This is a genomic window from uncultured Capnocytophaga sp., assembly GCF_937936315.1.
GTDB lineage: Bacteria > Bacteroidota > Bacteroidia > Flavobacteriales > Flavobacteriaceae > Capnocytophaga.
In genome coordinates, this window is the sequence record NZ_CALGWU010000014.1 from 1 (window position 1) to 24,207 (window position 24,207).

35 protein-coding genes are annotated in these 24,207 nt (G+C 41.9%); 28 read left to right on the plus strand and 7 right to left on the minus strand.

Translation table 11 applies throughout. From position 1 onward, the window contains the following. Together Q0162_RS02055 and Q0162_RS02060 are read left to right on the plus strand one after the other, a co-directional pair. A partial coding sequence (locus Q0162_RS02055; RefSeq protein WP_297888335.1) for a hypothetical protein occupies positions 1-432 on the plus strand: 432 nt, incomplete at its 5' end. 556 nt (positions 433-988) lie between these two features. Continuing rightward, the gene (locus Q0162_RS02060; protein ID WP_276726588.1) at positions 989-1,171 is read left to right on the plus strand and encodes a hypothetical protein; all 183 of its coding nucleotides are present in this window, start codon (positions 989-991) and stop codon (positions 1,169-1,171) included. Here Q0162_RS02060 and Q0162_RS02065 read toward each other — a convergent pair. From Q0162_RS02065 to Q0162_RS02095, 7 genes are all read right to left on the minus strand, one after another. Next, on the minus strand, positions 1,168-1,683 hold the full coding sequence (locus tag Q0162_RS02065) for a hypothetical protein (protein WP_297888344.1): 516 nt from the start codon (positions 1,681-1,683) through the stop codon (positions 1,168-1,170). The two genes, Q0162_RS02060 and Q0162_RS02065, sit on opposite strands and share 4 nt — an antisense overlap. After that, the gene (locus Q0162_RS02070; RefSeq protein ID WP_297888347.1) at positions 1,683-2,207 is read right to left on the minus strand and encodes a phage virion morphogenesis protein; all 525 of its coding nucleotides are present in this window, start codon (positions 2,205-2,207) and stop codon (positions 1,683-1,685) included. The genes Q0162_RS02065 and Q0162_RS02070 overlap by 1 nt, the downstream gene beginning before the upstream one ends. Before the next feature lie 155 nt (positions 2,208-2,362). Then, complete coding sequence (locus Q0162_RS02075) at positions 2,363-3,604, minus strand: phage minor head protein (protein WP_297888350.1); 1,242 nt, start codon at positions 3,602-3,604, stop codon at positions 2,363-2,365. A gap of 116 nt (positions 3,605-3,720) precedes the next feature. After that, a complete protein-coding gene (locus Q0162_RS02080) occupies positions 3,721-4,995 on the minus strand; it encodes a DUF935 family protein (RefSeq protein WP_297888353.1) in 1,275 nt (424 codons plus the stop codon). Between the two features lie 6 nt (positions 4,996-5,001). Further along, on the minus strand, positions 5,002-5,433 hold the full coding sequence (locus Q0162_RS02085; protein ID WP_297888356.1) for a hypothetical protein: 432 nt from the start codon (positions 5,431-5,433) through the stop codon (positions 5,002-5,004). Positions 5,434-5,435: 2 nt separating this feature from the next. After that, complete coding sequence (locus Q0162_RS02090) at positions 5,436-6,953, minus strand: hypothetical protein (protein WP_297888359.1); 1,518 nt, start codon at positions 6,951-6,953, stop codon at positions 5,436-5,438. Positions 6,954-6,956: 3 nt separating this feature from the next. Further along, positions 6,957-7,484: a hypothetical protein gene (locus tag Q0162_RS02095; protein WP_297888362.1), complete on the minus strand. Its 528-nt coding sequence runs from the start codon at positions 7,482-7,484 to the stop codon at positions 6,957-6,959. A 202-nt stretch (positions 7,485-7,686) separates the two neighbouring features. Here Q0162_RS02095 and Q0162_RS02100 point away from each other — a divergent pair, with 202 nt between their 5' ends. From Q0162_RS02100 to Q0162_RS02225, 26 genes are all read left to right on the plus strand, one after another. Beyond that, complete coding sequence (locus Q0162_RS02100; protein WP_297888365.1) at positions 7,687-8,754, plus strand: ATP-dependent Clp protease proteolytic subunit; 1,068 nt, start codon at positions 7,687-7,689, stop codon at positions 8,752-8,754. Positions 8,755-8,757: 3 nt separating this feature from the next. Continuing rightward, positions 8,758-9,648 carry a hypothetical protein gene (locus Q0162_RS02105; RefSeq protein WP_276987806.1) on the plus strand — a complete coding sequence of 297 codons (891 nt, stop codon included), beginning with the start codon at positions 8,758-8,760 and terminating at the stop codon, positions 9,646-9,648. Between the two features lie 64 nt (positions 9,649-9,712). Further along, entirely contained in the window at positions 9,713-10,033 is a 321-nt protein-coding gene (locus Q0162_RS02110) for a hypothetical protein (RefSeq protein ID WP_297888373.1), read from the plus strand. Positions 10,034-10,036: 3 nt separating this feature from the next. Then, positions 10,037-11,263: a DUF2586 family protein gene (locus Q0162_RS02115; protein ID WP_297888376.1), complete on the plus strand. Its 1,227-nt coding sequence runs from the start codon at positions 10,037-10,039 to the stop codon at positions 11,261-11,263. Between the two features lie 9 nt (positions 11,264-11,272). Continuing rightward, the gene (locus Q0162_RS02120; protein ID WP_297888379.1) at positions 11,273-11,710 is read left to right on the plus strand and encodes a hypothetical protein; all 438 of its coding nucleotides are present in this window, start codon (positions 11,273-11,275) and stop codon (positions 11,708-11,710) included. A gap of 23 nt (positions 11,711-11,733) precedes the next feature. Next, entirely contained in the window at positions 11,734-12,081 is a 348-nt protein-coding gene (locus tag Q0162_RS02125; RefSeq protein ID WP_297888382.1) for a hypothetical protein, read from the plus strand. An 83-nt stretch (positions 12,082-12,164) separates the two neighbouring features. Continuing rightward, on the plus strand, positions 12,165-12,305 hold the full coding sequence (locus Q0162_RS02130; RefSeq protein ID WP_297888385.1) for a hypothetical protein: 141 nt from the start codon (positions 12,165-12,167) through the stop codon (positions 12,303-12,305). Positions 12,306-12,317: 12 nt separating this feature from the next. Continuing rightward, positions 12,318-14,345 (plus strand): phage tail tape measure protein, encoded by a 2,028-nt coding sequence (locus Q0162_RS02135; protein WP_297888388.1) that lies wholly within the window; start codon positions 12,318-12,320, stop codon positions 14,343-14,345. Positions 14,346-14,358: 13 nt separating this feature from the next. Beyond that, positions 14,359-14,637, plus strand: a complete 279-nt coding sequence (locus Q0162_RS02140) for a hypothetical protein (RefSeq protein WP_297888391.1) — start codon at positions 14,359-14,361, stop codon at positions 14,635-14,637. Further along, a complete protein-coding gene (locus tag Q0162_RS02145) occupies positions 14,630-15,247 on the plus strand; it encodes a DUF6046 domain-containing protein (protein ID WP_297888394.1) in 618 nt (205 codons plus the stop codon). Before Q0162_RS02140 ends, Q0162_RS02145 begins: the two co-directional genes overlap by 8 nt. 56 nt (positions 15,248-15,303) lie before the next feature. Next, a complete protein-coding gene (locus Q0162_RS02150) occupies positions 15,304-16,209 on the plus strand; it encodes a hypothetical protein (protein WP_297888397.1) in 906 nt (301 codons plus the stop codon). Further along, positions 16,206-16,667: a hypothetical protein gene (locus Q0162_RS02155; protein ID WP_297888400.1), complete on the plus strand. Its 462-nt coding sequence runs from the start codon at positions 16,206-16,208 to the stop codon at positions 16,665-16,667. Before Q0162_RS02150 ends, Q0162_RS02155 begins: the two co-directional genes overlap by 4 nt. Then, complete coding sequence (locus tag Q0162_RS02160; RefSeq protein ID WP_297888403.1) at positions 16,658-16,891, plus strand: hypothetical protein; 234 nt, start codon at positions 16,658-16,660, stop codon at positions 16,889-16,891. Before Q0162_RS02155 ends, Q0162_RS02160 begins: the two co-directional genes overlap by 10 nt. Before the next feature lie 17 nt (positions 16,892-16,908). After that, positions 16,909-17,448 carry a phage holin family protein gene (locus Q0162_RS02165; RefSeq protein WP_297888410.1) on the plus strand — a complete coding sequence of 180 codons (540 nt, stop codon included), beginning with the start codon at positions 16,909-16,911 and terminating at the stop codon, positions 17,446-17,448. Beyond that, the gene (locus Q0162_RS02170) at positions 17,426-17,731 is read left to right on the plus strand and encodes a hypothetical protein (RefSeq protein WP_297888416.1); all 306 of its coding nucleotides are present in this window, start codon (positions 17,426-17,428) and stop codon (positions 17,729-17,731) included. Before Q0162_RS02165 ends, Q0162_RS02170 begins: the two co-directional genes overlap by 23 nt. A gap of 2 nt (positions 17,732-17,733) precedes the next feature. After that, positions 17,734-18,576 carry a nucleotidyltransferase gene (locus Q0162_RS02175; RefSeq protein ID WP_297888419.1) on the plus strand — a complete coding sequence of 281 codons (843 nt, stop codon included), beginning with the start codon at positions 17,734-17,736 and terminating at the stop codon, positions 18,574-18,576. Beyond that, complete coding sequence (locus Q0162_RS02180) at positions 18,560-19,030, plus strand: hypothetical protein (protein ID WP_297888422.1); 471 nt, start codon at positions 18,560-18,562, stop codon at positions 19,028-19,030. Before Q0162_RS02175 ends, Q0162_RS02180 begins: the two co-directional genes overlap by 17 nt. A 4-nt stretch (positions 19,031-19,034) precedes the next feature. Continuing rightward, positions 19,035-19,883, plus strand: coding sequence for a hypothetical protein (locus tag Q0162_RS02185; RefSeq protein WP_297888425.1), 849 nt, complete (start codon positions 19,035-19,037; stop codon positions 19,881-19,883). 36 nt (positions 19,884-19,919) lie between these two features. Further along, positions 19,920-20,894: a hypothetical protein gene (locus tag Q0162_RS02190; RefSeq protein ID WP_297888428.1), complete on the plus strand. Its 975-nt coding sequence runs from the start codon at positions 19,920-19,922 to the stop codon at positions 20,892-20,894. 10 nt (positions 20,895-20,904) lie between these two features. Further along, positions 20,905-21,297 (plus strand): hypothetical protein, encoded by a 393-nt coding sequence (locus tag Q0162_RS02195; RefSeq protein WP_297888431.1) that lies wholly within the window; start codon positions 20,905-20,907, stop codon positions 21,295-21,297. A gap of 3 nt (positions 21,298-21,300) precedes the next feature. Beyond that, positions 21,301-21,729 (plus strand): N-acetylmuramoyl-L-alanine amidase, encoded by a 429-nt coding sequence (locus tag Q0162_RS02200; protein WP_297888434.1) that lies wholly within the window; start codon positions 21,301-21,303, stop codon positions 21,727-21,729. Between the two features lie 16 nt (positions 21,730-21,745). Beyond that, a complete protein-coding gene (locus Q0162_RS02205) occupies positions 21,746-21,904 on the plus strand; it encodes a hypothetical protein (RefSeq protein ID WP_297888436.1) in 159 nt (52 codons plus the stop codon). Between the two features lie 15 nt (positions 21,905-21,919). After that, entirely contained in the window at positions 21,920-22,426 is a 507-nt protein-coding gene (locus tag Q0162_RS02210) for a hypothetical protein (protein ID WP_297888438.1), read from the plus strand. A 221-nt stretch (positions 22,427-22,647) separates the two neighbouring features. Beyond that, on the plus strand, positions 22,648-23,445 hold the full coding sequence (locus Q0162_RS02215) for a DNA adenine methylase (RefSeq protein WP_297888440.1): 798 nt from the start codon (positions 22,648-22,650) through the stop codon (positions 23,443-23,445). Between the two features lie 92 nt (positions 23,446-23,537). Continuing rightward, positions 23,538-23,798 carry a hypothetical protein gene (locus Q0162_RS02220; protein WP_297888442.1) on the plus strand — a complete coding sequence of 87 codons (261 nt, stop codon included), beginning with the start codon at positions 23,538-23,540 and terminating at the stop codon, positions 23,796-23,798. Between the two features lie 105 nt (positions 23,799-23,903). Next, the coding region (locus tag Q0162_RS02225) for an OB-fold nucleic acid binding domain-containing protein (RefSeq protein ID WP_297888445.1) at positions 23,904-24,207 on the plus strand (304 nt) is incomplete at its 3' end.

The following is a 24,207-nucleotide window of genomic DNA, read 5'->3' on the forward strand; positions in this document are numbered from 1 at the left end:
CTTATTCCTCCCTTAGAGAGTCTCATAGAAGAATGGCAAGGGACTTGGGGGGATAGAGTTACCTACCGAGAGGAAGAGGCGAACCCCCCGAGCTTATACGCCCTATTCTTGGATGCGTGGTTTGCTTTCTATAACAGATTATTTGGGTTTGCTCCCAAATTCACTGGAGCCGATGGTAAAGCTCTCAAGCAAATCATCACCTACCTGACGAGCAACTCAGCTGACGAGCAGGAAGCCCTCGCCACTTGGCAGTACCTGCTACAGAACTGGCAAAAGTTAGACGAGTTTCATCAGCGGAATACCGATTTAAAGTACATTAATTCTCAATTAAACAAAATATTACAAAATGCAAAACGAGGTAATAGTAAGGCAAAATCAAGCGTTAGCAACGATTTCAAACAAAGAATTTTTAAGGGTTTATTCACCGAATAATTGCCTTATGCATAGCTCGTCACTCAAGGGAGTAAGTGACGCCTTGAGTAGGCAGACCCTCAGCCTGGTGCAAATCAAAAAAGGCAAAGGAGAGGTTTTTCTCAGAAGTTATATCAGTATGTGGCTTATCTACCTCAACGAGGTTTTGAACCTAAATAATCCCCTTACGGAGGCACAGATAGAGTTATGCGCCGAGCAGATCATGGCAGATTATCATCACCTGAAGATATCGGAGTTATCGCTTATCTTCAAGAGAATTGTATCAGGCGAGTGTGGCGAGCTGTATGAGCGTATCAGTATGCCTAAGATAATGAATATATTCCGACAGTATGACCAGGAGCGCACCGAGGTAGTTGTCACCCAAAACCAACAAGCCCACGAACAATTTCGCTATCAGGAGAATCGAACGGAGAGCTATTCCGATGACTTGGATAGGCTTTGTAAAAAGATGAGGAAGTTTTGATGTGTCATTTTTGTTTTTATTTGAACACCCGCTAAAATCCAATTTGGAAATAAGCGGGTGTTTTTTTAATTTTGCAACTTAAAAGGGAATAAAATGGGAGCTACAACAAAACAACAACGACGATTTACATTGCTATTCTACAATCTTATCCGAGAGGAGTACTACAAGCTCTCGGAGCAAAAAAAATACACTCATAGCTATATAGTGGCTACACTTTCAGAGAAGTTCTTTCGCTCAGAGAGAACTATTGAAAACATTATCTTCAATAGGGTCTAATCTACTCCTACAAAAAACCTATTATCTTCGTCTTCCACCATTAAACGCACCTGAGTAGGTTCATAGTACTTCATGGCACTACTATCGTGCAATTTACATTCAAAAGTAACTTGGTATAGGTTCCCCGCGGTACCTGTATCCACTGGGGCGAAAGCTATACGACGCATAGAGCTATAGTTTCTGCCCGATGTGCCATGAAAGTTGCCAAAAAGAGCGTCTAAGCTCTTAGTAAATTCCAATGCCCCTTGTTGGTTGTAGGCCCCTTGGAAAGTATCTAAGAAAGTCTCGTAATACAAATAAAAATCAACTTGCAGGTCTACTATTTGTACGAGTTCGCCTATATCATTGATTTGAGCGGAGCGAAAGCCAATAAATACAGCGGGTGTACCAAAGGGGTGTTCCTCGGCTAAGAAGCCTACTTGGTTATGCCAAAGGTCTATCCAGTGAATTTCGGGCATTTTCTCACTGATACGCTCAGCGAGTTCTATGTATAAGTCTTGCCAATGTTCCATTATTCAAAAGTTAAGTGTTTTTCTGCTTGTAGCATTTCCTCTATGATGAGTTTTTCCAATTGTTTGTCCAAGGTATAGCTTTCCCCTATAAACTGCCTTTTAGGAATATGAATAGTAAGGGTTTCTTTCTCGGTTAGTGCCATCCACTTGTAGCGACTATTCTGTGTCTTATAGTACATAGCCCAAAAGTATTTTCGCATTTTCTCAGTTACCCTTACGGTGATCGTCCCCCCCTCATTGTGTATAGCCGCATAGCTCAATTTTTCCCCTGCGGAAATCACTACCCTTTCAGGGGATTGTTCGGCTATACGCAGGCTATTCTTGAGCGTAAGCGATTGTTGTAGTGTTTTATGAGGCAACGCATCTACACGCTTTACCCAAGGGATAAATGAAGCATCGGTAAATCCTTGTTTTATGAAAGATTGTAGAAAGAAAGCACGCGCTTTTTGGGCGACCTTTGGGGATATGTTTTTAAATATCTCCCTTGCCATATTCTCAAAGTTTGGTGTCTGAAAATTTGCCATAAATAAAATTTAAATCATTTTTATTTGCTATTTAAAAAATATTTTGTACTTTTGCGGTGTAATAGGCTATCCTTTACAACTCGCGGGGGGAGGGCGCTCCTGCCGCTACCAGAGTAAAGCCTTGATGTTTAATTTATTAGACATTAAGGCTTTGCTTATTTTAATGATTTTAGCTTTTCAACTACTTTTAAATAGTCTTTAAATAACTCTTCTTTTGTGAAAGAAATAGCTCTATTTCCATTGATAAAGTACATTTCTTTCAAAAAATCAGCTCCTTTATAGTTCATTATCTTACCTTTCAGATGTTTTGTAATATCAGTTGCAGACCAACCTTTAAACTCAGTAATATCATACACAATAGTTCCTACTCCTTGTGCTTTTGCGTATTCTAAATTCTTTTTGATTCCTGTGTAAGATATAGACTCTTTTCTGTCGGCTATATTTCCTTTTATCTCATATTCTGGGTTCTTATACCCTTCAATAATTATATGCGGGCGTATATTCATACTTACGCCCAAGTTATCGGCAATAACAATAGCACTTTTAAGGTTTTTATCAAAGTCACTTTCGTCTGCAAAGGGGCTTACCTTTACCACAGCCCCATTTTTAGCCTCATAGACTTCTGTATAGGGTGCGCTTAGTTTGCTTAGTTCAAAGGCTTTTTTGGTGTCGCTATCGGCATCTAAAGCGAGGGCAAAGTAAGGGTGAGGTTTGCCTTGGTTTGTATTATCCTCTTTGAACACTTGCCCACTAATGGCTACATTACCCCGAAACTCTTTAGGAAAGTCCTTATCGCTAAGAGTATTAGGGGCAATGCGTTCCTGTGAAGCAGGTTCGGCTGTCTGGACTACGTAGCATCGACAACGCCAGCCATTGGGTGGGTAGCATACTTTCCAAAAGTTGCTGTCAATAGGAGCTATAAATCCGTCTAACAGTTGGTGGCTCTCCCTTACTTTGTTGTCCTTTACAGTCATATACTTTAAGTTAGGGTAGATGTCCTTCATACGCATATATTCCTGCCAATTAGCAGCGTGGTAGCCCGCTTGTTTGGCTGTTTGCCACTCAGCTTGAAGGTAGTTCTTGTTGTACTTAGGGTTTAGCTTCTGTACTTCTTGTAGGAATGTTTGCCAGTTCTTACCTTTGTCCGAACGTAAGATTTCATTTATCTGCTCAAGGAGTACATAGTTTTTTGCCCTGCTAAACTTGTATAGGTTACGCTGCATTTGGAGTACTTCGGGTGAGATAGCTCCCGTTTGTTTATTCACCTTGAAGTTTTCTTTGCCAAAGCCCTCCCACATAGCTCCATTAAGTTCTTTGTAGGTTTCTAAAATATAGCCGTCGGATAGTTCTCCTTTTTTGAGGGTGCCATTGTATCTATCTTTGGCAATTTGTTCCATTACCTTTAGCCAACCTGTAAGGTCTAAGGCGTGGGTATCGTGCGCGCACTCGCAGTGGCTATGGGTATAAAGTTCCTCCGCGCGTAAAAGAGCTCGACGCAGTTGCCAACGCTCGTTTAGGGTGTTATCGTATAGGCTTTTTTTTTTGAGCCTTCCACTGGTGGAAGGTTAGGGGTTTGGCTTTTTATACCTACTATCTTAAGCCCTGTAATGGTTTCTACTTGTTCAGGGTCAAAGTCGTAATAAACACCTAATGTTTCCATCATTTTACAGAGTTTATCAGCTGTTAGAGGCTCTTCGTCGTCCCATTCAAAGCGCAAGTCTTTTAGAGGGGCATAAGCGGGTGAGAGCTTCACTAATAGCGGTATGAGCTTCTTATTGATGATATGCTTTACAAGCAGTTTGTCGCTTTGAAATCGGTAGGAAGCCAGCTCAAACTGTACCTCTACCGATCCTACAAAGCCTTTCTCGTCGGTGAGACCAGTTCCGCCTAAAAAGCGTTTAGAGATTTCGTTATCAGCACGCTTGATGAGGGTGTCAAAGACTTCGGCATTGTTGTTTTGCGAGATGTTTGGCACTTCAAACTTTTCATTGCCACGCCCTACCATAAAGGCATTGCGTTTGAAATTTGTAGCCATTTCAAAGAGTTGATTAAGGCGTGTATCATCTTCCCTTTCCGTGGTGATAAACAGAGGAGGTACGCCGTACTTTTCAATGAAGTCAAGCCACGAACCCAAACCGAGCTTTTTGGCTAAGATAATAGGGGCGGCTAAAGCATATTGTCCTAAATCGTTGTAGTCCTTGCCTACTTGGATGTAGAAGTTAGCAAGGTTACCCTCCTTGTAAGGCGTGCCTGTAGTGTCTCCTGCCTCCTTGAGTACAATACCTTTGAGGGGGTTGAAGTAGGCTTGCCCAATCTCAGTTACTTCGGTAAGTTCGCCGTTCTCATCGGTATTAAAAAGCTCAATAAGGGTAGTGCCTTGAAACTTACTCATCAGTACGAGTTTGATAAAGTCCTGAAACCACATCGTTTCCAAAAGTTCCTTAGCCTCCTCGTTACGTTCTTTCTTAGCGTTCACGAGGCGAAAAGGTGACTGTTGTGTTTTGGCGATACGACTTTCAATCACTGAGCCAAGATGGTTGTCTTGCTCTAAGTTGTCGTATAATTGACGTAGCTTTAGCTTTTCGGGGTTATCGGGGTTAGTAGCGAGCATTACTCCCATTTTCCAATCTTGGAGGGTTTCCACCCGCAACATTTTGGCTTGGTAGCTTATGTATTGCGAAGCAGCAGTATTGGTACGTCCTGCTAATGCCATTTTGAGCATAGCAAAGGGGGCACTGGCTACAAAGTAGGCTTGTACACGGTTATAGGCTTTTTGTAAGATATTCATTGGTTATTAGATATAAAAGTCATTGTTAGTAAGGTTACCATAGAGGAAGCGTGCCGAACTTCCCTTTTGCTCATTGGCAGGAGGCTTGGGCAAATCTTCTAAAATGTAAATGCCTTTGGAGAGCTTGTCCAACATACCCTCCGCCCATTCCTTTTGTTTCTCGGTATTGCTGTTAGGGTTATACTTGCGATAGGCGTTGCGTGAAAAGACGTCGGAGAGGACAAAGAAGGTAAGCATACGTGCCAATAGTACATTGTAGTGGGGGCGTTCTGGGTCAAAAATACGCTCCACATCATAATACCTCTTTAAAAGGGTTTTAAAGACGGCAATATGTTCGGCTTCACTCTCGGTGAGGGCCTGCTCAAAGTCTTGGCTACTCTCATCAATTGCCCTCTCAAAGGCTTTGGAAATAAGGTTTTCTTTTCGGATATAATACATAATTACCATCTATTAAAGGTTTTCATTTTGCCCATTAGCACTTTAAAGCTATTGTTAGGCATATAGGCTTCCAGGTCGGTAGTACATATTTGGTGGGCATCAGGCCAGTCGTCGTGGGTTTTGTACTGGGGCTCTATACTCTTGAGTTGTCCTGTACCCGTTTGCATATCTACTGATCCTTTGAGGTTCTCGTTATAGAATACACGCCCATTCTGATAGTAAGGCTGCATACTCATAATACGGTCTATCTTACGAGTCTTATCCAAGGTACGCTTGGTAAGGTTGAGGGTAATGCCTGTTTCTTTTTCTACCTCGCGAATAGTACGCTGTACCTCATCGTTCCAAAACTGCGCTTCATACTGCCAATGAACCACAACTCCTGCAGGTAGGTGCTTTTGAAACTGACACATCCATTCTACAGCTGCCCGCATTTTCGTCTGCCTACAAAAGGTATCAATCACGTAGAACTTACGCTCTTTAATACCCTCGACCACTACAGCATTGTAGTCACTGGTGGCATTGCCCGCGTAGGCAATATCCCAATGTCCGATGATGTACTCCATAGTACGAAGTTGAGGAAGTTTTACCCATTGGAATTGCTCCTCTTTAAAAATTACCCCCTCAATGTAGGGACTATTGTTATACTCGGCATTAGCAGCAAGCTCTCCAATTCCATTGTCACCATACACCAACTCATAGAAGTAGGTATCATCATATTTACCCACCCACGTAGGAGCGTAGGTTGCAGGATCATAAGCGTTTACTTGGTGTACCTTCCACTTGGGATGCTTTTCCTGTAACATTGTCTGTATCATCACAGGAGCGAAACGGTTATTTGCCTGCACAAAGCGGCGATACTTACCATCCATAGTAGGAATAAGAGCGGTATCTATCCACTTTACTACCTCCTCTTGTCGGCGTGGGTTCTTGTTAATTTCCTTATCCTCCAAGTCGTCAGCTACGATAAAGGTAGGGCGTTTGTTTTTCACACGAAGTCCACGCGTATTTTGTCCCATACCAAGAGCCTGCCCTATAAAGCCCCCCTTGGTAATAAAGAAGCCATCTTCCCAAGTGCCCAGCTGTTTTTGCTCACCAAAGTCGGCTAAAATACGAGGGTTGGCTTCAAACTCTGCTTTAATGTCTTCCAAAAGCTGTTCGGCACGTTCATAGCTATTACCAATAATCACCAAGTACATAGGTTCGCCTTGTAACCACAACCAAAAAGGTAGAAATATATCATTCCACACCGATTTGGCAAGCGCACGCCCCCATTGGCAAAAGCCCTTAAAAGTAGGGTTCTTTTGTACCATTTTAGCCCATTCTATCTGGAAGTCGGCACAAGGAGCATCGGCATAGTGAGGAAAATAACGCTCTACCATTAGGCGAGGGTTTTTACGGCACGCCTCTATATTTGCCTTGCGCTCCTCTGCGGTTTCATTGGCGAAACGTGCCCCTGCACTCTTTGCAAAGGCTATTTTTTGTAAGTACCGCTCTTTGGCTATTTTGTCTTCTACTTTCATTTCTTAAAACTTTTTATTGGCAACCTCGTGCAGATGTTCCTCTTGAAAATCTAAGGTAAGGATATAGAGTTTCTCATCTTTGAGGCGCAAGGCTTCAAAGATACTCTCCATTACTTCTATATACATTGAAAGGGTAATTTTAGTCCCCTTTATAAGATTCTCAATACGCTTATTCCACTTAGCAATAGCGTCATCTATGGTAGCACATTCCTTACGCAAATCAAGCAGTTCCATCTGCAAAGTAGTCTTCCGCTCCTTGTCAGCGGTTTTAAGTTCAGATTCATTCTCCTTTATCTGCTCAATCACCTGTAGGCGCCTATCGGTAAGGGAGTCCACCACAAGTTGGGTGCGTTCTATGCGCTCCTTACCCGAATTGGCTTTGGCATCACGTATCTTGCGCCACTCCCCCTCAGTAGCCCATCGGTCTACTGTACGTTTATTGACGCAGAGTTGCCCTGCTATTTCCTCCGAAGATTTGCCTTGCTCAATGAAGAGAATACGCGCAGATTTCTTTTCTATTTCTTTGGCCATAGTCTTATTTTTATGGTGCAAAGTTCCGTAATGCCCCTCACGTATGAAAATTCTTGTTCTGAAATGGGTCGGATTTACTGCCTTTTTTGGGTCGGATTTACTGCCTATTTCGGAATGTCAATTTGTGAGGATGCCAACTTCTTTGGAATTTTGCACCGCAGAGAGGCAGGTAGCACCTGCTGGCAATCAACTTTTAAAAACAATGACTAAGCAAACAAAAGGACATAGTATAGCTAAGATAAATGCTCAGGCAGGTGTATTGGAGCTCCGTATTACAGGGCAGATATACTTTGGATGGACAGCCTCCGACTTTCGATATGAAGTAGACAGAGCCCTAAAAGAGGGTATCACCTCTGCCGAGGTATATCTCAATACCGCAGGAGGTTCGGTATATGAAGCTACTGAAATTGTAAACCAACTCAAACGCCTTAAAAATGTAACTATTAGTACAGGCGCATTGGTAGCCTCAGCAGGCACCTACATTATGGCACATTTTCCTGCTAAGGCCTATAAGAGTTCGCAATTTATGATACATAAGCCTATTACAGAGTTCTATGGTAATATAGATCAGATGCGGGCAGACTTAAAGCACTTGGAAAATGTAACAGAGCAATACAAAGAGGTCTATGCCAAACGCTTTGGAAAGACTTCCAAAGATATAGATGAGCTATGGAAGCAGGACTACTGGCTCAGTGCTATGGAGGCAAAAGAAATAGGGCTTATATCAGAGATTGTGGACGGAGAGCCTGAAATCACTACAGAGACTGTAGCCATGATGCAAGCTTGCGGATGTAAGAGCTTGCCTAAGCCTAACAAAGTAATCAATTCAAAAAATATAGAAAAAATGGATAGAGACACCCTTATTTCCGCTCTTGGAATGGCCTCAGATGCCACCGATGAGCAAATTAAAGAACGTATCCAAGCTCTTAAAGAGCAAGAGGCAAAGAGAGCGGTAGAGGCTAAGGATAGAGCCGAGAAATTAGTTAATAAAGCTATCTTCGACAAGAAGATTACTGCCGACAAAAAAGACTTGTATGTAGGCTTGGCAGAGGCTGACTATGATAAAACGGCTACCCTATTAGAGGCAATAGAGGCTCCTCGACCTGCCTCACAAACTATCGTTCCCGCTAAAAGTGCTGTAGAGGACAGAAGCACTTGGACAATGGAAGATTACCTAACAAAGGATCCTGATGCCTTAGACGCACTAATGGTTTCAGACCCTCAAAAGGTAAAAGAACTCAACGCTATGTATCAACAAAAAAACAAGTAGAAAATGCCAATTAGAAGTGAAACATTACCAGTAAAGAATGAGCTCGCCGTAACGGAGCTTATTACTCAATTTAGACATGAGAACGAATGGCTCGAAGCCGTAAAATCAAAAAACGAATGGGTAGGTAACGATGTTATTAAGATACCCGTAAGAGGGGTAGCCCCTAAGGTGCTTATTGATAACACAGTCTATCCTATCTCTTCCCACCAAAGAGAAGACGGAAAGGTAGTGATTACACTGCACAAATATGAGACAGAGAACACTGAAGTAACTACAGACGAACTCTATGCTCTCCCTTACGAAAAAGTAAGTGATGTGCAAATACAACACCGAGAAACATTGGAAGACAGAACTGCAGAACACGCGTTGGTTTCTATCGCCCCACAAAAAAACACGGCAAAAACACCCGTAATCACAACCACGGGAGAAGATGACGGAACAGGGCGTAAACGACTTATCGCTAAGGACTTGATTCGTCTTAAAAAGCAATTGGATAAGCTAAAAGTACCTCGCAAAGGTCGTGTATTGGTTCTTTGTTCAGACCATATTGCCGACTTACTCATTGAGGACTTGACCTTTAAAACTCGCTACCAAGATGCCAATGGAGGAAAAATAGCAAGCAACTACTATGGCTTTGAAATCTATGAGAGTACCTATGCTCCTACCTACCACAATGGTGAAAAAGAAGCCTTTGGAGCGGTAGCGCAAGGTAAAGAAGCCTCCGTTGTATTTCACAAGAACTACACCGTAAAAGCTGTAGGAAGTGCCGTTCGCTATGCCCGCGAGAAAAGTAGTAACCCAGAAGGACGCAAACATACCATAGGCTTTGAAATGCACTTTGTCTGTGTCGCTATCAAGGATGAAGGTACAGCAGCTATCACCAGTGGTAGCTAATAGACGGGGGTGATCCCGTAAGACCACCCCCTTATTTAAAAATCTTTTAAACTCAATTTAAACAATGGAAAATCCAAAAACATACACCCAACTCTTAGTCATTGCTGTAGAAGTAATGCAAGCTAATGACCTCGAAGAAGTATTTGCCACCGAAGATGGGCAAATCTTCTATGAAAAGAATCGTGCCCAGCTCCACGCCTCCACTATTGAAAGCAAAGTATATACTTTTGACAATAGCAAAAGTGTAAAGTTGTCAAACAAGATACCACAAATCAAAAAAGATAAGGAGGGTAAAACAGAGCCTCAAAAAGCAGAAGGAGCTACTGTACAAGGAAAAACAGAAAGCGGAGAGCCTACAGAAGACGACGAACTAAAAACTGAATAACAAATGGGACAACTCAAAGGATTTACATTTAAAAAAGCTGAAGGAGGCTTAGGGCGTACCGCTTCCACTAAAGATAATTTGTTTTTAGTAGTAGCTGCAATGGCTGTAGCAGGAACGCAACTCACACACGGAGAGACTAAGTCCTTTATTCAGCTAAAGGATGCGGAAGCAGTAGGTATTACTGAAAGTTTGGACGCCAATCAAAAAGTACTTACTCACTATCACCTATCTGAAATCTTCCGCTTAGCCCCCGAAAGTCAAATTATCTTCCTGCCCGTAGCGGTGGGTAAGATACAGGACAGCACAGCGCAAATAGTGAAGACTATCCGCGCTAACAAGCAAATTAAGGGGGTAGGGCTCTTTGGATTTACCAATGACCTTTCTACCATTGCCAGTGATGTAGAGGAGCTACAAACCCAAATCGTAGAAGCGGTAAAACCTGATGGTATACTGATAGACTTTGTACTTGTGGAAGGAAAAGGGAAAGAGGGCTTAGAAGTAAATAACTTTGCCGACCTCAAAGAAAAGAATGCCCCACAGGTATCGGTAGTAATTGCCCAAGACAAAGGTATTGCCGCTATAGACGATGCCTACAAGTACCACGCCAGTATAGGTAGTGCTTTGGGTATGTTGTCGGTACGCAATGTGAGTGAAAACTTAGGCTCGGTAGATATTGAAACAAAACCCGAAAATGCCAAAGGGGGAAATACCTATCCCCTTACTGATGAGGGAAAAAAACGCTACATCAGTGGAGGTATTTCCACAGGGCAAAGTGCAGAAGAACTTAGCAATGAGCAGCTGAAATTACTCAATGATAAAGGGTATATTTTGGCAGGACAATATGCCGATATGGCAGGTTTTTTCCTTTCAAACTCTCCTACCTGTGTGAGCAAATCATCCGACTATACCTATATTGAAAATAATAGGATATGGAACAAAGCAGCACGTTTGGTGCGTCAAACCCTCTCACCACGTATCAAAAGCAAGCTGCCAAAGAACCCACAAACGGGCTACCTTAAAGACAGTATTGTTACCTCTTTACAGGAGTTGGCGGGCAAAGCTATTGAAAGACAAATGGTAGTAACTGGTGAGATTAGCGGCTATGCAGTGAGTATTGACGCAAAGCAAACGGTAACAGAGCAAACGCCCCTAAAGGTGAAAATACGCCTTGTGCCTGATGATATTCTACACGCTATTGAGGGCGAAATTGGTTTAACCTCTAATCTATAATACTATACTATGCCAAAGAATACAAATGTTATCAATCACTTCGGGAAACTACAAGGTTGGAATTGTTTAACCTTCAACCTTTTGGGACGTGATGTGGTAGGTATTGTCGAAATTAACTATTCGGATAGTACCAAAAAGTCGAATATTATGGGCGCGGGAGGTTTTCCCGTTGGGCGTACGGAGGAGAACTATGAAGCAAAGGCTTCTATTACTATTCTCAAAGAAGAAGTAGACGGCATACATCGTTCTCTACCAAAGGGCACCCGCCTACAGGATATTGAACCTTTCGACATTCCCGTCATCTATGAAGCGCCAAGCGGACTTATCATTAAAGATATGATACGCAATGCGGAGTTCTTAGGTACTGAAATGGCTATCAAGCAAGGAGATGGCTCTATTGCTATCAAATTTGAGCTGATTGTAAGTCATATTGACTGGAATATTTAATAACCTTTTAAAAGCTGTTTAAAATGAAAAAATATACCGAAGCCGATATAGAAAACTACAAGGCTAAATACCCTAATGTGGTAAGAGAAATAGCCGTGTATCCATCGGGTACTACCTTTACCGAAGAGGGAGAAGCCAGTGAAGATCCCGCTTACTTTTTGGTAAAGAAACCCAGTAAAAACCTACTTGCCTTAGTGACTTCTAAAGAGTATATAGAAAGTCCAGACAAGGCCAATGAGGCACTGGTAAAGAATTGTGTACTGGATGGTGATATGGAGTGGATGGAAAATGATGCCTCCATCTATATGGGCCTTATTACTGAGCTAAGTAAGCTCTTACAGAGTTCAAAGGTAGCCTTAAAAAAAGTGTAGAGTCGTCGCTCCTTTCCTTAGAAGCGTACGACTTTATAGAAGGCATAGATGCACTACTCCGTGCCAATGGTCAGAAGCCTGAAATGATGAACGATACTCAGTGGCGGGAACATTTTAAAGCCCTTGACTTTAATATGAAGTGCCAAGAACAACTCCTATACCAAGCCGTAAAACGCGCCTTGGTAGAAGTACTGAACGAAATTAGTAAACAGTCTAACCCCTAATACTCCGCAACCGTGAATCACACTACAACGTGGATTTTTGAAGCCAAAGACAATGTATCGCAACCTTTGCACACCGCACAAGAGAATGTGAGGCGTGCGGCTGAGGGTATGCACAATACTTGGAAAGACTTCATAAGCAGTATGAAAGAGGGGTGGGATAAGTTGGCAACCAGTATGCGACCTATCGATTGGCAAGCAGCTTCACAAGGATTTTTGAATATTACTCAAAAGTTCTCAGAGGCCGCACAAGTAGGGGCAGACTATGAGAAATCATTACTTGATGTAGCTGCTATTACTGGTATTACCGGAGACGATTTGGATAAACTTGGGGGAAAGGCACGTAACCTTGCCAAAGAATTTGGAGGTACGGCTACTGACAACCTTGCTACTTTTCAAACAATCCTCTCACGCTTAGGTCCTCAGATAGGAGAAAGCGATGAGGCGCTTGCCAAAATGGGTAGCTATGCTAATACGCTCGCCAAAACTATGGGAGGCGATGTGGTAGGAGCTACCGATGCGCTTACTACCTCAATGCTTCAGTTCAAAGTGAATTTGGATGATCCTATCACAGCAGCTGCCGAAATGGAGCGAATGATGAATGTAATGGCAGCAGGAGCCAAAGAAGGTGCTGCCGAAGTGCCTCAGATAGCCCAAGCTCTCGTACAAGCAGGTGGAGCTGCTAAACTCTCTAATGTAAGTTTTGAGGAGACGAACGCCGCACTGCAAGCCCTCGCCCAATCGGGCAAATATGGAGCCGAAGCAGGGGTAGGACTTAGGAACGTGCTTATTAAAATGAATGCACCCTCTGCCCTCTCTAAAGAGGCTACTAATATGCTTGCCGCCTATGGAGTAAATATGCAAAAAGTATCAGACACTACGGTACCTTTTGCCGAACGACTCAAAGAGTTGCAGAAGATAGGACAAAATACTGATGTTTTGGCCGCCGTCTTTGGAGCTGAAAATATACAAGCTGCTCAAGGACTTATCAATACTGCACAAGCACAAGCCGAACTTACCGAGCAAATCAGCGGTACCAATGTAGCTACCGAACAAGCTACTATCGTAATGAGCGGCTGGAGTGAGTGGATGGGCAGATGTAAAGCTTGGTTAGATGACTTGAAAATAGGTTCGTTTTCCTTTACCAAGGTGCTTGGGGTAGTAGGCGACAGCTTAGGAGGCGTTATTAGCACTTTGGGCGATATGGGGTCTGCTTATTCAGGACTTGCCCCTGTGGTAAAGGCTCTTGGAGGGTGGCTTAAACAAACTGTAGTAGTTCAGAAGCTAATGGTTGTATGGACAAAGGCGGCTACAGCCGTACAATGGTTGTGGAATGCGGCTCTGTCAGCTAATCCTATTGGTATTATTATCGTTGCCATTGGCGCATTGGTGGCAGGTATTATATACTTGGCTAATAAGGTTAGTGGTTGGGGAGAAGCGTGGAAACACACGTGGGAGGGCGCAAAACTCCTCTTTCAAGGTTTTTCAGCAAGTATTGAAACAGTATGGCTAACTATGGTCAATTCCCTAATGATAGGTCTTAATAAGATAAAAGAGGGATGGTATGAGTTTAAGAATGCTGTAGGATTGGGAGATGAGAGCGAAAATAATAAGATGCTTGCCCAAATCAATGAAGACACTGAGAACCGTAAAAAAGCCATTGCCGATAGTGCTAAAGTAGCTTATGAAGCTAATCTTGCCGCTAAAGAAGAGTTTATAAAGGCAGGACAATCACTTACTTGGAATAAAAATAAAAAAGAAGCTACCGAAGCCCCTAAAGCGGGCAATCTTTCTGCCAGTTCGGTTATTGGAGGAGGTGCAAGTCCTAACCCTATCACCCCTACTAAAGGGAGCAAAGAAGGGGGAAAGGACAGCACAATGAGCGTAGGAGGTAGTGGTGGGGGAAGCAAGACTATCACCATTAATATCACAATGAATAACACTTTCCCCATCGACAAAACTATTGGAAGTAAAGAAAATGCCGCTAATGGAGTAATTAGCAAAATTAATGACCGTATGCGTGACGCCTTAGTAACCTTATAATTGCCCTTAGACTATGAAAGATATACTTGTAGATGAGCATAACGACTTAGAAATTATAGCGGGCGACTTTTCCATAGGGGAAAGTATGTTGCAGGAGGTAGGATTTATCCTCCAAAGTCAGCAGGGTAATTGGAAGTCTGATCCTTTAGTAGGAGCGAATATGGTAGAGCTCATCAAAGGGAAACATAATCGTACGGCCGTAGAGAAACGTATTAAGATACAGTTAGAAAGAGACGGCAAAGACTATGATGCTATCAAGAAACTATTAAAGCTCAATATAGACAATGGATAACCGCTATAACATATCACAACTCTTTAAGTTGGCTTTTGGCACTAACCTGCCCGTGTACCTCACCGTACCCATAGGTCGGGAGCCTGTACATACAGCTGAATATGGTAGTATTCGTACGGTGGAAAGGGAGGAGGCTATGCGACTATCTAAACTCGGTACGCCTATTGTTTTTCCAGTGAAGTTTACTGCGGGTAGTTACAAGTTCTACGACTACCAAAGTAAGATAGTAGAGAAGCAGTTAGCTGACTTTTGGTTGCCTCCTGCTACTATGGTAGATTTTTCGAGAGTAAAGAATATCAGTCGTACTGATGTGATAGGAGGCAATGGCACTGTAAAGGAAATCTATGGCTTTGACGATTGGCAGATACGTATTCGTGCGGTGTGCCACAACGATGAGCTAAGCGCACGAGAGTACGAAAAACGCCTTATAGAATGGTCGGAGGTGATACAATCTATCTCGGTAGAAGGAGATCTTTTTGGGTGGAAAAACATTCACAACCTCGTGATTGAAAGCATTGATATACGTAGCTTGGAGGGTACTCCTAACATTATCCCCATAGAGCTAAATTGCATTAGTGACGAACCTTTTGAACTTATTTATAGACTATGACCTTAGCGATTGAAGTAGCCATTACCTTTTACCCTAAATAGGGCACCCCTTTTAAGGTGCAGAAAGTTTCAGCCATTGAAATTGAAAGTTCGTGGAAGATGCTTACCGATACGGCAAGTGTGGTACTACCTCGTAATGTAGGTGATTTTGATAAGCAAAAGGTGCGAGAACTCTTTGCCGTAGGAGACAAAGTAGTGATACAAATGGGCTACAATGGTGAACTCTTACAGGAGTTCGAGGGCTTCATTACCCAAGTATCAGCAGACTTTCCTATCACTATTAGCCTTAGCGATGCAATGTGGAAGCTACGTCAGTTGCCCGTCAATTACGTGTCGGCAAAGGCAAGTCTAAAAACATTCCTCACCGAAGTAGTGAAAGACTACCCTTTAGAAGTAGAAGATATAAGCCTTGGTGGCGTACGTTTTAGCAATACCACATTAGGGGCTGTGCTTGACAAACTCCAAAAAGACTGGTCAATATATAGCTTTATTCGTGCGGGCAAACTCACTATAGCCAAGCCTTATTCGGATGTAAAAGTAGCTGGTGAGATGAAGCATTTCGATTTAGAACGCAATTGCACCGAGAATAACCTTAAGTACCTAAGCAAAGAAGAGCGCACCATAAAAATTATAGGCACCTCGTCCTTTGGCAAAGGCAAACGCCTACAATACGAGTTTGGCGATGAGAACCCTAAAACAACCTTAAAAATGACTTGGCACGTAAGTAGCCAAGCCGAACTTGAGAAGGAAGTAAAGCGACTATATGAGCTACACAAGCGCGAGGGTTTTGAGGGGAGTTTTACCACTTATGGCACCCCCTCCGTACAGCACGGCGAGAAGATACGTCTAAGCTCCACCCTCTACCCCGATAGGCATGGTGAGTACTATGTAGATAGAGTAAAGAAGAGTATTAGCAACGCCCAATATAGACAGGAAATAGAAATTGGTGGTAGTACATTATGAACGAGATAGACGAGTTTGACATATTGCTTTCTGAAAAGATAAAGAAAGCTATCCCCCAAGTGCTACAATGGGCAACAGTAACCTCTGTAGATTGGCAGGAAAAAACCTGCGAGGCTACTGATTTAGACACGAAGCTACCGTTTTTAAACATAGCACTTGGCATAGGAGGAATGTATATTAAACCAAAAGTAGGAAGTCTTATCCTTGTGGGTATGGTAGAAAATAATGAAAGTCAGCCCTTTTTGCTCAATGCTCAAGAGATAGAAACATACGAACTGAAAGCCGATAAGTTTGCCCTACACAGCGAAGCTGTAGACTTTAAAACCCTTTTAAACGACCTTTTAAACGACCTTAAAAACGCTATCATACAAACCCCTTCAGGCCCTGGCAACTTTGCCCCGCAGAACATAGCCAAGTTTGAAGAAATCAACAACAAAATAAACCAACTATGGCACTAAACAAAGAACAACTCAAACAAGGCATTATTTCCCTTCAACGGGATATGCTTACCAAAACCGAACCGAGTATGGAAGAGTATGCCGAACGCTTAGCAAGCCTTATTGATACCTTTGTCAGAAGCGGCGAGGTAACAATAGCCCCTGGTATCAGTGTAACCACAGCAGGTACAGCCGCCTCCCAAACGGGTGCCACTACAAGTGAAGGAAAAGGAACAATTAATTAAAAAATAAACAAACAACGATGATAACACTCAATTACATTCTACAAGGATTTGGATTTAGGGATAGCAAAGACTTCCTACACTCTTCCTTTGGTCACACCTTTTCAGCTCTTTTTATCAAGATGGACGTAATACTCTCCTTTTTGTTTGCCACTGTGCATTTTCTCTTTGGTTTCAACCACTTATTTCTTACCGCTTACGTAGTATTGCTCGTATTTGAATGGATCACAGGAGTGCAAGCCTCCCGCAAGCGAGGTGAAAAACACGAGAGCCGCAAGTTTGGGCGTATGTTATTGAAGATAGCCACCTATCTTGTACCTATCTATATACTGCATACTTTCTCCGCTAATGTAGAGTTTCCAAGTCTTGGAGGTTTTGAGTTTGACCCTTTCCACTGGCTTTACTGGATAGTACTTATAGGGATTATATGGCAACTCGTGGTGAGTCTCTTGGAGAACTTAGACTGTTTAGGCTTTCGCTTTGCTAAAGTACTGCTCAAGATAATTAATAAGAAGTTCTATAAAACTTTTGAATTAGATGACAATAACAGTCCTACATAATCAGTCACTATTAGACCTCGCCCTGCAACACACGGGCACGATAGAAAGCGTCTTTGAGTTTGCCAAAGCCAACACTATTAACATCACTGATGATGTGCAAGCGGGCAAAACCTTAGTATTACCGGCAGAAGCTTTTACCAACAAAGATATTTTAGGCTACTACACTGCCAAGAATTTGCAGCCTGCAACGGCTTTTTCTAAAGAAGACGAACAAGTTTTTGAAAGGCTTGAGGGTATCAGCATTTGGGCGATTAACTTAGACTTTGTAATAACGCAACAATAACTATGGCACGAACAATACAAGAGATACAAACCCTTATTCTACAGGCTAAGGCGCAAGAGCCCGCTTTGAATGAGCTCAACAGTACCTCCAAAGTAGCTATATGGCGCTTGTGGGTCTATATTATAGCAGTGGCTATATGGAGTTTGGAAAAGATTTTTGACATACATAGGGCGGATATAGACAAGCGTTTAGCAGAACTCAAACCCCACACCGCTCGTTGGTATAGAAGCAAAGCCCTTGCCTTTCAGTATGGTTTTGACCTTTTAACTGACAGCGATAAGTTCAACAATACGGGACACACAGAGGAACAGATAGAAGCAAGCAAAATTGTCAAGTACTCTGCTGTTGTGGAAAGCCCAAATGAGGGGCGTTTGATAGTAAAAATAGCAGGAGAACAGGGCGAGCAATTGCAACCTATTACCGATGCCCAAAAGCAAGCCTTTGAAGCCTACTTGCAGGAAATCAAAGACGCGGGCGTACGCCTATCAGTGGTGAACTACCAACCCGATGTGCTGCACTTGCAAATGAAGATAGTATATGACCCGCTTGTATTAGATAGCAACGGACAAAGTATCATCCACGCCACTAAGCCCGTAGAAGAGGCTATAAAAAGCTACTTAAAACGCCTACCATTTAATGGCGAATTGGTCTTAGCGCATCTCATTGACGAACTTCAACAAGCAGAAGGAGTGAAGATACCACATTTGGTACTGGCACAGAGTAAACATATTGGAACTAATGGCAACTATGGAGCATTTGAAGCCATAGAGATAAGCAAGATACCCACTGCCGGCTACTTTACCATTGACAACTTTAACGACATCACTTATGTCAGCAATGTATAATTTTAATATTGACAAACTGCTCGTACTGCTTACCCCTACTTTCCTGCGAAAGAGAAAATTAGTGGCGTGGCTAAGGACATTAGCAATGCCTCTGAACAAACTATTAGATGACTTTAAAGTACATAGAGAAAGAGACTTGTATAACCTTACCCACAACAGCCAAGTATGTTACCTTCGTAAAGCTCTTAATGATGAGTTTGACTCTCAGCTAAGACGTATTAAAATAGAAGACGGCAGGCAAAATCAAAGGTTGTATATCTATCCGAGAAGTGCTAATAGACCTTTGTACTTAGGAAGAGTCTTCCTATACCAAAGGGGAGCATATATAGATGGGGGCGTAGATTTTATAGTGGTATTACCACAAGGTTTGGAATATGATAGATATAAACTCGAAGCCCTTGTGAATTTTTATAAACTCGCGGGCAAGAGATGGACAATAGAGATAACACATTAATAATATGAATAGTATATACACAGAACATAATGCGGGTTACCCCTTTGATGTAGCATTCCTTGCCTTTATGCAAAATAGTTACCTCCTCTTCAATAGCTTAGGAAGTATGGCAGGCAATAAGGCTATTATCTCAGGTTGCGAAGAGAGAGGAAACACCATCACCCCTGGCACTGTCTTTATTAACGGAGAGCTTTTCCCATTTGAAGGCGGAGCGAAAGATAGTACAGTGTTTATCAAAGAACTCACCAATGAGGTAACCTTTGAAGACGGCTTTTTGAGACCTTTAGAAAATATTAGAAGTGTAGCATTCGGCAGGTCTGTTCCTGAAAAGACTTTTAATTGGGAGGACTTCAAAAGAGTGAATAACCTGCAAGATTTAGGCAAAAACAAAACAGATAACACCGAGACAGAAAAGCTCCTCAAGCGCATTGAAAAACTCGAAAAACAAAAACAAGCGGTGCCTATTGGACTCATTGCTTTATGGGGTAAACCAGCGAATGAAATACCCGCAGGCTGGAGAGAATACGTGAACTTACGCGGTAAAATGCCTATCGGTCTCGACCCCGACTATGTTAAGAAACCCGAGGACTCTCAAGACTATGCACTTAACCAGCTGTTAAAGCAAGGGGGCGAACGTTCCCACAAACTTACCATAGACGAAATGCCAAGCCATAGCCATAACATTGAGAATGTACCAAGGCTAGTCAGTGATGTAGATAGGGGGAGCTTATCTTCAACTTTTAGTGTGGATGATCCTACTAGTCGCACTTCGTCATCTACAGGAGGTGACCAACCCCACAATAATATGCCTCCTTATCGTGTGGTACAATTTATAGAATATGTAGGATTCTAATAGGGATAAATATCGTAATATATAAATTTTTTCAATATGACATCAAAAAAAACACTCAAAAAATGGTTTTCAAACTTTATGAAACCCGCGCAAGAGCACTTCGCTGCTTGGATTGACAGTTACTGGCATAAAAGTGAGCAAATTCCAATGAGTAACATCGACGGACTCTCCCACGCCATTGAGGGTACGGCATCGGCAGGGCAGCTGCTCAGTCATCTCAATGATCCCAATGCCCACCGCAACCTCTTCGACCAAAAAGTAGATAAGGAAGCTGGTAAGGGGCTATCCACGAATGACTTTACCAACGAGCTCAAGCAGAAGTTAGAAGGCCTGCAGCCTACTAATGTATCAGACCTTCTGCCAAAAGGGGGGTATGATGGCACGGGGCAACAACTGAAAGAGGCTATTGATGGCTTGCAAACCAAAATGCAACAAGTAGAAACTACCTTAAGTGTAGACGACACTGCCTTTGATACCTTGCAGGAAATCGCTACCCAAGTGAAGAGCAACAAGAACTTGGAAACCTTGCTGACAGGCAAAGTAGATAATAAAGATACCTTTTGGTCAAGCCTCAAGAAAGCTATTTCCTTTTTTAAGCTATCCAACAAAACTAATGAGGGAGTTCAAATTGATGGTGAAAGTGTAGAGATATTGGCAGAGAGTTTAGTTAACATTAGAAATAGAGGAAGTGTTAATATCACAGGGGCTCTTGGGCAGAGAGGGGAGGCACTTAATGTGAATGAGAAAACTGTAGATATCAACTCTGAAACTACATACATTCGAACTGAGAACTTACAGCAAAGTTCTGAAGTTTATTCTCACTCAGGGAAGAAGATGAGTATTAATGCCGAAGAAGTAAGTATTAGGGCTAATAGGCTATTAGTCAATGGTGAAGATTTGTCCCATAAGTTAAACAGTTTAGGCGATTTCAACGTAGACGAGATTAATAGAAAGATTGAGGCAATTGAAAATACATTGATGAATGCGGGCTATATAATTCAGCAGCCTTAATATTTATACTATGGAATTCAGGAAATATATCATCAAATTATTTGCACTTAACTATATAGTGCCATTTGCAGGTAAAACAATAAGTTTCACCCGCTCTGCCAATATCATTTTTCCCCTGATGCTCATAGGCGGGCTCATTGTTTGTGACGAGCTTTATAGCTGGCTTTACGCGGTATTACCTTTGTTAGCAGTAGCTTGTTTCTTTGGCTTTGGGTATTTTCACTTTTGCCCGCTTACAGACAAGGACTATCCCTTACTTGACGATACCCAACGTTGGCAGTATGAAGCCTTTCAAAGACGTGTAACTCCAGAGCCTAAAAGCTACAATGCCCAATGGGTATTATGGGTAAACCCTTTGGCAATAGCCATAACCCTTATTATACTATTCACCCTAATACTATAATCAATGAAAAAAAGCACACGCACCATTCACTACCTTGTCATTCACTGCTCAGCCACACCAGAGGGCAGAGAGCACACCGCCAAAGACATCGACCTTTGGCACCGCCAACGAGGCTTTAATGAGATAGGCTATAACTACATCATCCGCCTTGACGGCGCCATAGAGGACGGCCGAGATGTAGATAAGATACCCGCCCATGTGGAGGGACACAACAAGGACAGTATAGGGATCTGTTACATAGGTGGAGTGGATAAGAATACGCTCCAACCCAAAGACACCCGTACACTTTTCCAAAAAGAAGCCCTTATAAAGCTCCTCAAGGAACTCAAGAAGTTGTACCCCGATGCCGTGATACAAGGACACCGAGACTTTGCGGGAGTAAAAAAGGCTTGTCCTTGCTTCAATGCAAAGGAGGAGTACCAAAATATCTAATTGTAAATTGTTAATTATGACAGAAGTAAATAAGCTAAAAAAAGAGTATGAAGGCCTACTCACTAAAGTAGGGCAATTGCCACGTACAAGAGAACTATCCCTTGTTATTACCAAGTTGGAAGAGGGGCTTATGTGGCTCGAAAAGTCAATCAAACAACAAGAAATTCCAAAGTAATGTATGAGAAAGATTTTGTATTTACTATTAACCCTTTTGCTCCTTGGTTGCAAAGCGAAAAAGTCAAGCCAAACCGAGCACAGAGAAGAGCAAAAGAGCGAAAGAAAGGAAACCAAAGACGGCTCTATACAAGTAGAAAAGTCCCAAAAGGTCGCTACTTCTAACTTACAGCACTCACAATCTTATGAACTCACCCTTGAGAGTGATAGGGATAGTGTGGGCAATGCTAAAGAGGTAGTATATCATCGAATTAGGGACGGCGACAAGGAGACTATAAGAGTACAGGGCGGAAAGGTAACACTTAGAACAATAGATAACCTTTCTAAGAGCCTACACAAGGCTGATACTACTCTTGTTATAAATAATCAGATAAGTCAAAAAACCGAGACCAAAAACCAATACATAGAACAATCTAAGCAGGTACAGAAAGAGGTTAAAAAAACATCTTCCGCCTTTATTATAGGCGCTTTGATACTCGGCGTAGTTGCTTGGATATTGTGGAGATTTAAGTTGTTTCGGTGAAGTTTAAACAGCTTTTAAAAGAAGTTTAAACACTGCTAAAATAGGAGGATAGCAGTATAAAAAATGTCCTCCGCTTTTTTAAAACTTTCTCAGGGTATTTAAAAAATAATAGCAACAAGGCTACGGAGGACAATAAGTCTTCTGTGCTTTGTTGCTATTTATCTTTATACCCTGAGAAGTCGCAAAGATACGAATTTTCTAAAATAAAAACACTAAAAACAATGAAATATAATTCAAAAAATTGGCAACGCACACCAATATCCTACTATGGAGGGAAACAAACCATGTTGCCCTACATTTTACCTCTTGTTCCACCTCACAAAGTATATACAGAGGCTTTTTTTGGAGGAGGTGCCGTATTCTGGGCAAAAGAAAAAGCAAAAGTAGAAATTATTAATGACTTTAATGCCAATGTATATACTTTCTATAAAGTGTTACAATCAGATTTTTCGGCTCTTAAGGTATTGATAGAGCAGTCAGTTGTTAGCAAAGATGCCTATAAATCAGCATTAGTGATATATCATACCCCTTTTATCTTTAGTGATATTCACCGAGCTTGGGCGTTCTGGTATGCTACCAATTGTGGGTTTTCTTGCCAAGTAGGTAACTGCCGTATTACCACAGATGGGAAAAATGCTATTTGTCTACATAATAAGATAGACAACTTTAAAGAGAGCTATTCAGAGAGACTAAGAGGTGTGCAGATAGAGAATAATGATGCTTGTGAGGTGATATCCTTACGAGACACACCTGATACGTTCCACTATGTAGATCCTCCGTATGTAGGATCCAAACAAGGGCACTATGGAGGATATGAGCAATCCCACTTCAATGAACTATTGGCAACTTTAGCCAAAGTCAAAGGTAAGTTCCTGCTTAGCTCATATCATAATGAGGAACTATCTAAATATGTAGAGCAATATGGCTGGTACCAAAAAGAGATAACTATGCATCTGAGCAGTAGTAATGCAGTAGGGAAAAATAGGTTAGAGGTACTTACAGCTAACTACCTTATATAGATAATAAAAAAACACGGAGTATCTCCCGTGTTTTTTTATTATCTTTGCCCCATATATTTCCGCTCAAAAAATGTACTTTTCATTTTGAAAAAATGTACATTTCGTTTTGCCGATTATATATCAATCCCAACACCCACTTTGGAAATAGTAAAAAAAGAAAGGAGTTTTTAAAAAAGTTCACGGATTCTATTACTTTATTGGGTGGAGAACCTCCTATTCATAATAAATATTATGCTGTATTCAGTCTCGATGTACTACAAGAAGCTAAAAGAAGACTTTATCAAATAGGTAAAGAGTTTGGACAAGATTATATAGTTCTTAGTATAGACGAACTAAAACAAACCTACTTTTAGAAAAGGACATTTACCCATAATAAAAAACACTGTTAATAATTAACCTTTAATCATTGCTCATTACTCATTATTTTTGTATTTTTGCGCCCTTAAATATCTAACAAAATGACCGAACAAGAAATTATCCGTCGAGAGAAGCTCACTAAGCTCAGGGAATTGGGTATCAACCCTTATCCTGCTGAGCTATTCCCTGTGAACTTCCTCGCTAAAGACATAGAAACCCTATACGAAGAAGGTAAGGACGTGGTCGTAGCTGGCCGCCTGATGTCCTTCCGTATTCAGGGGAAAGCCTCTTTCGCTACCTTGCAGGACAGCTCTGGTCGCGTACAGCTCTACTTCAAGCGTGATGACCTCTGCCCAGGGGAGGACAAGACCCTCTATAATGAAGTGTTCAAAAAGCTCCTAGACT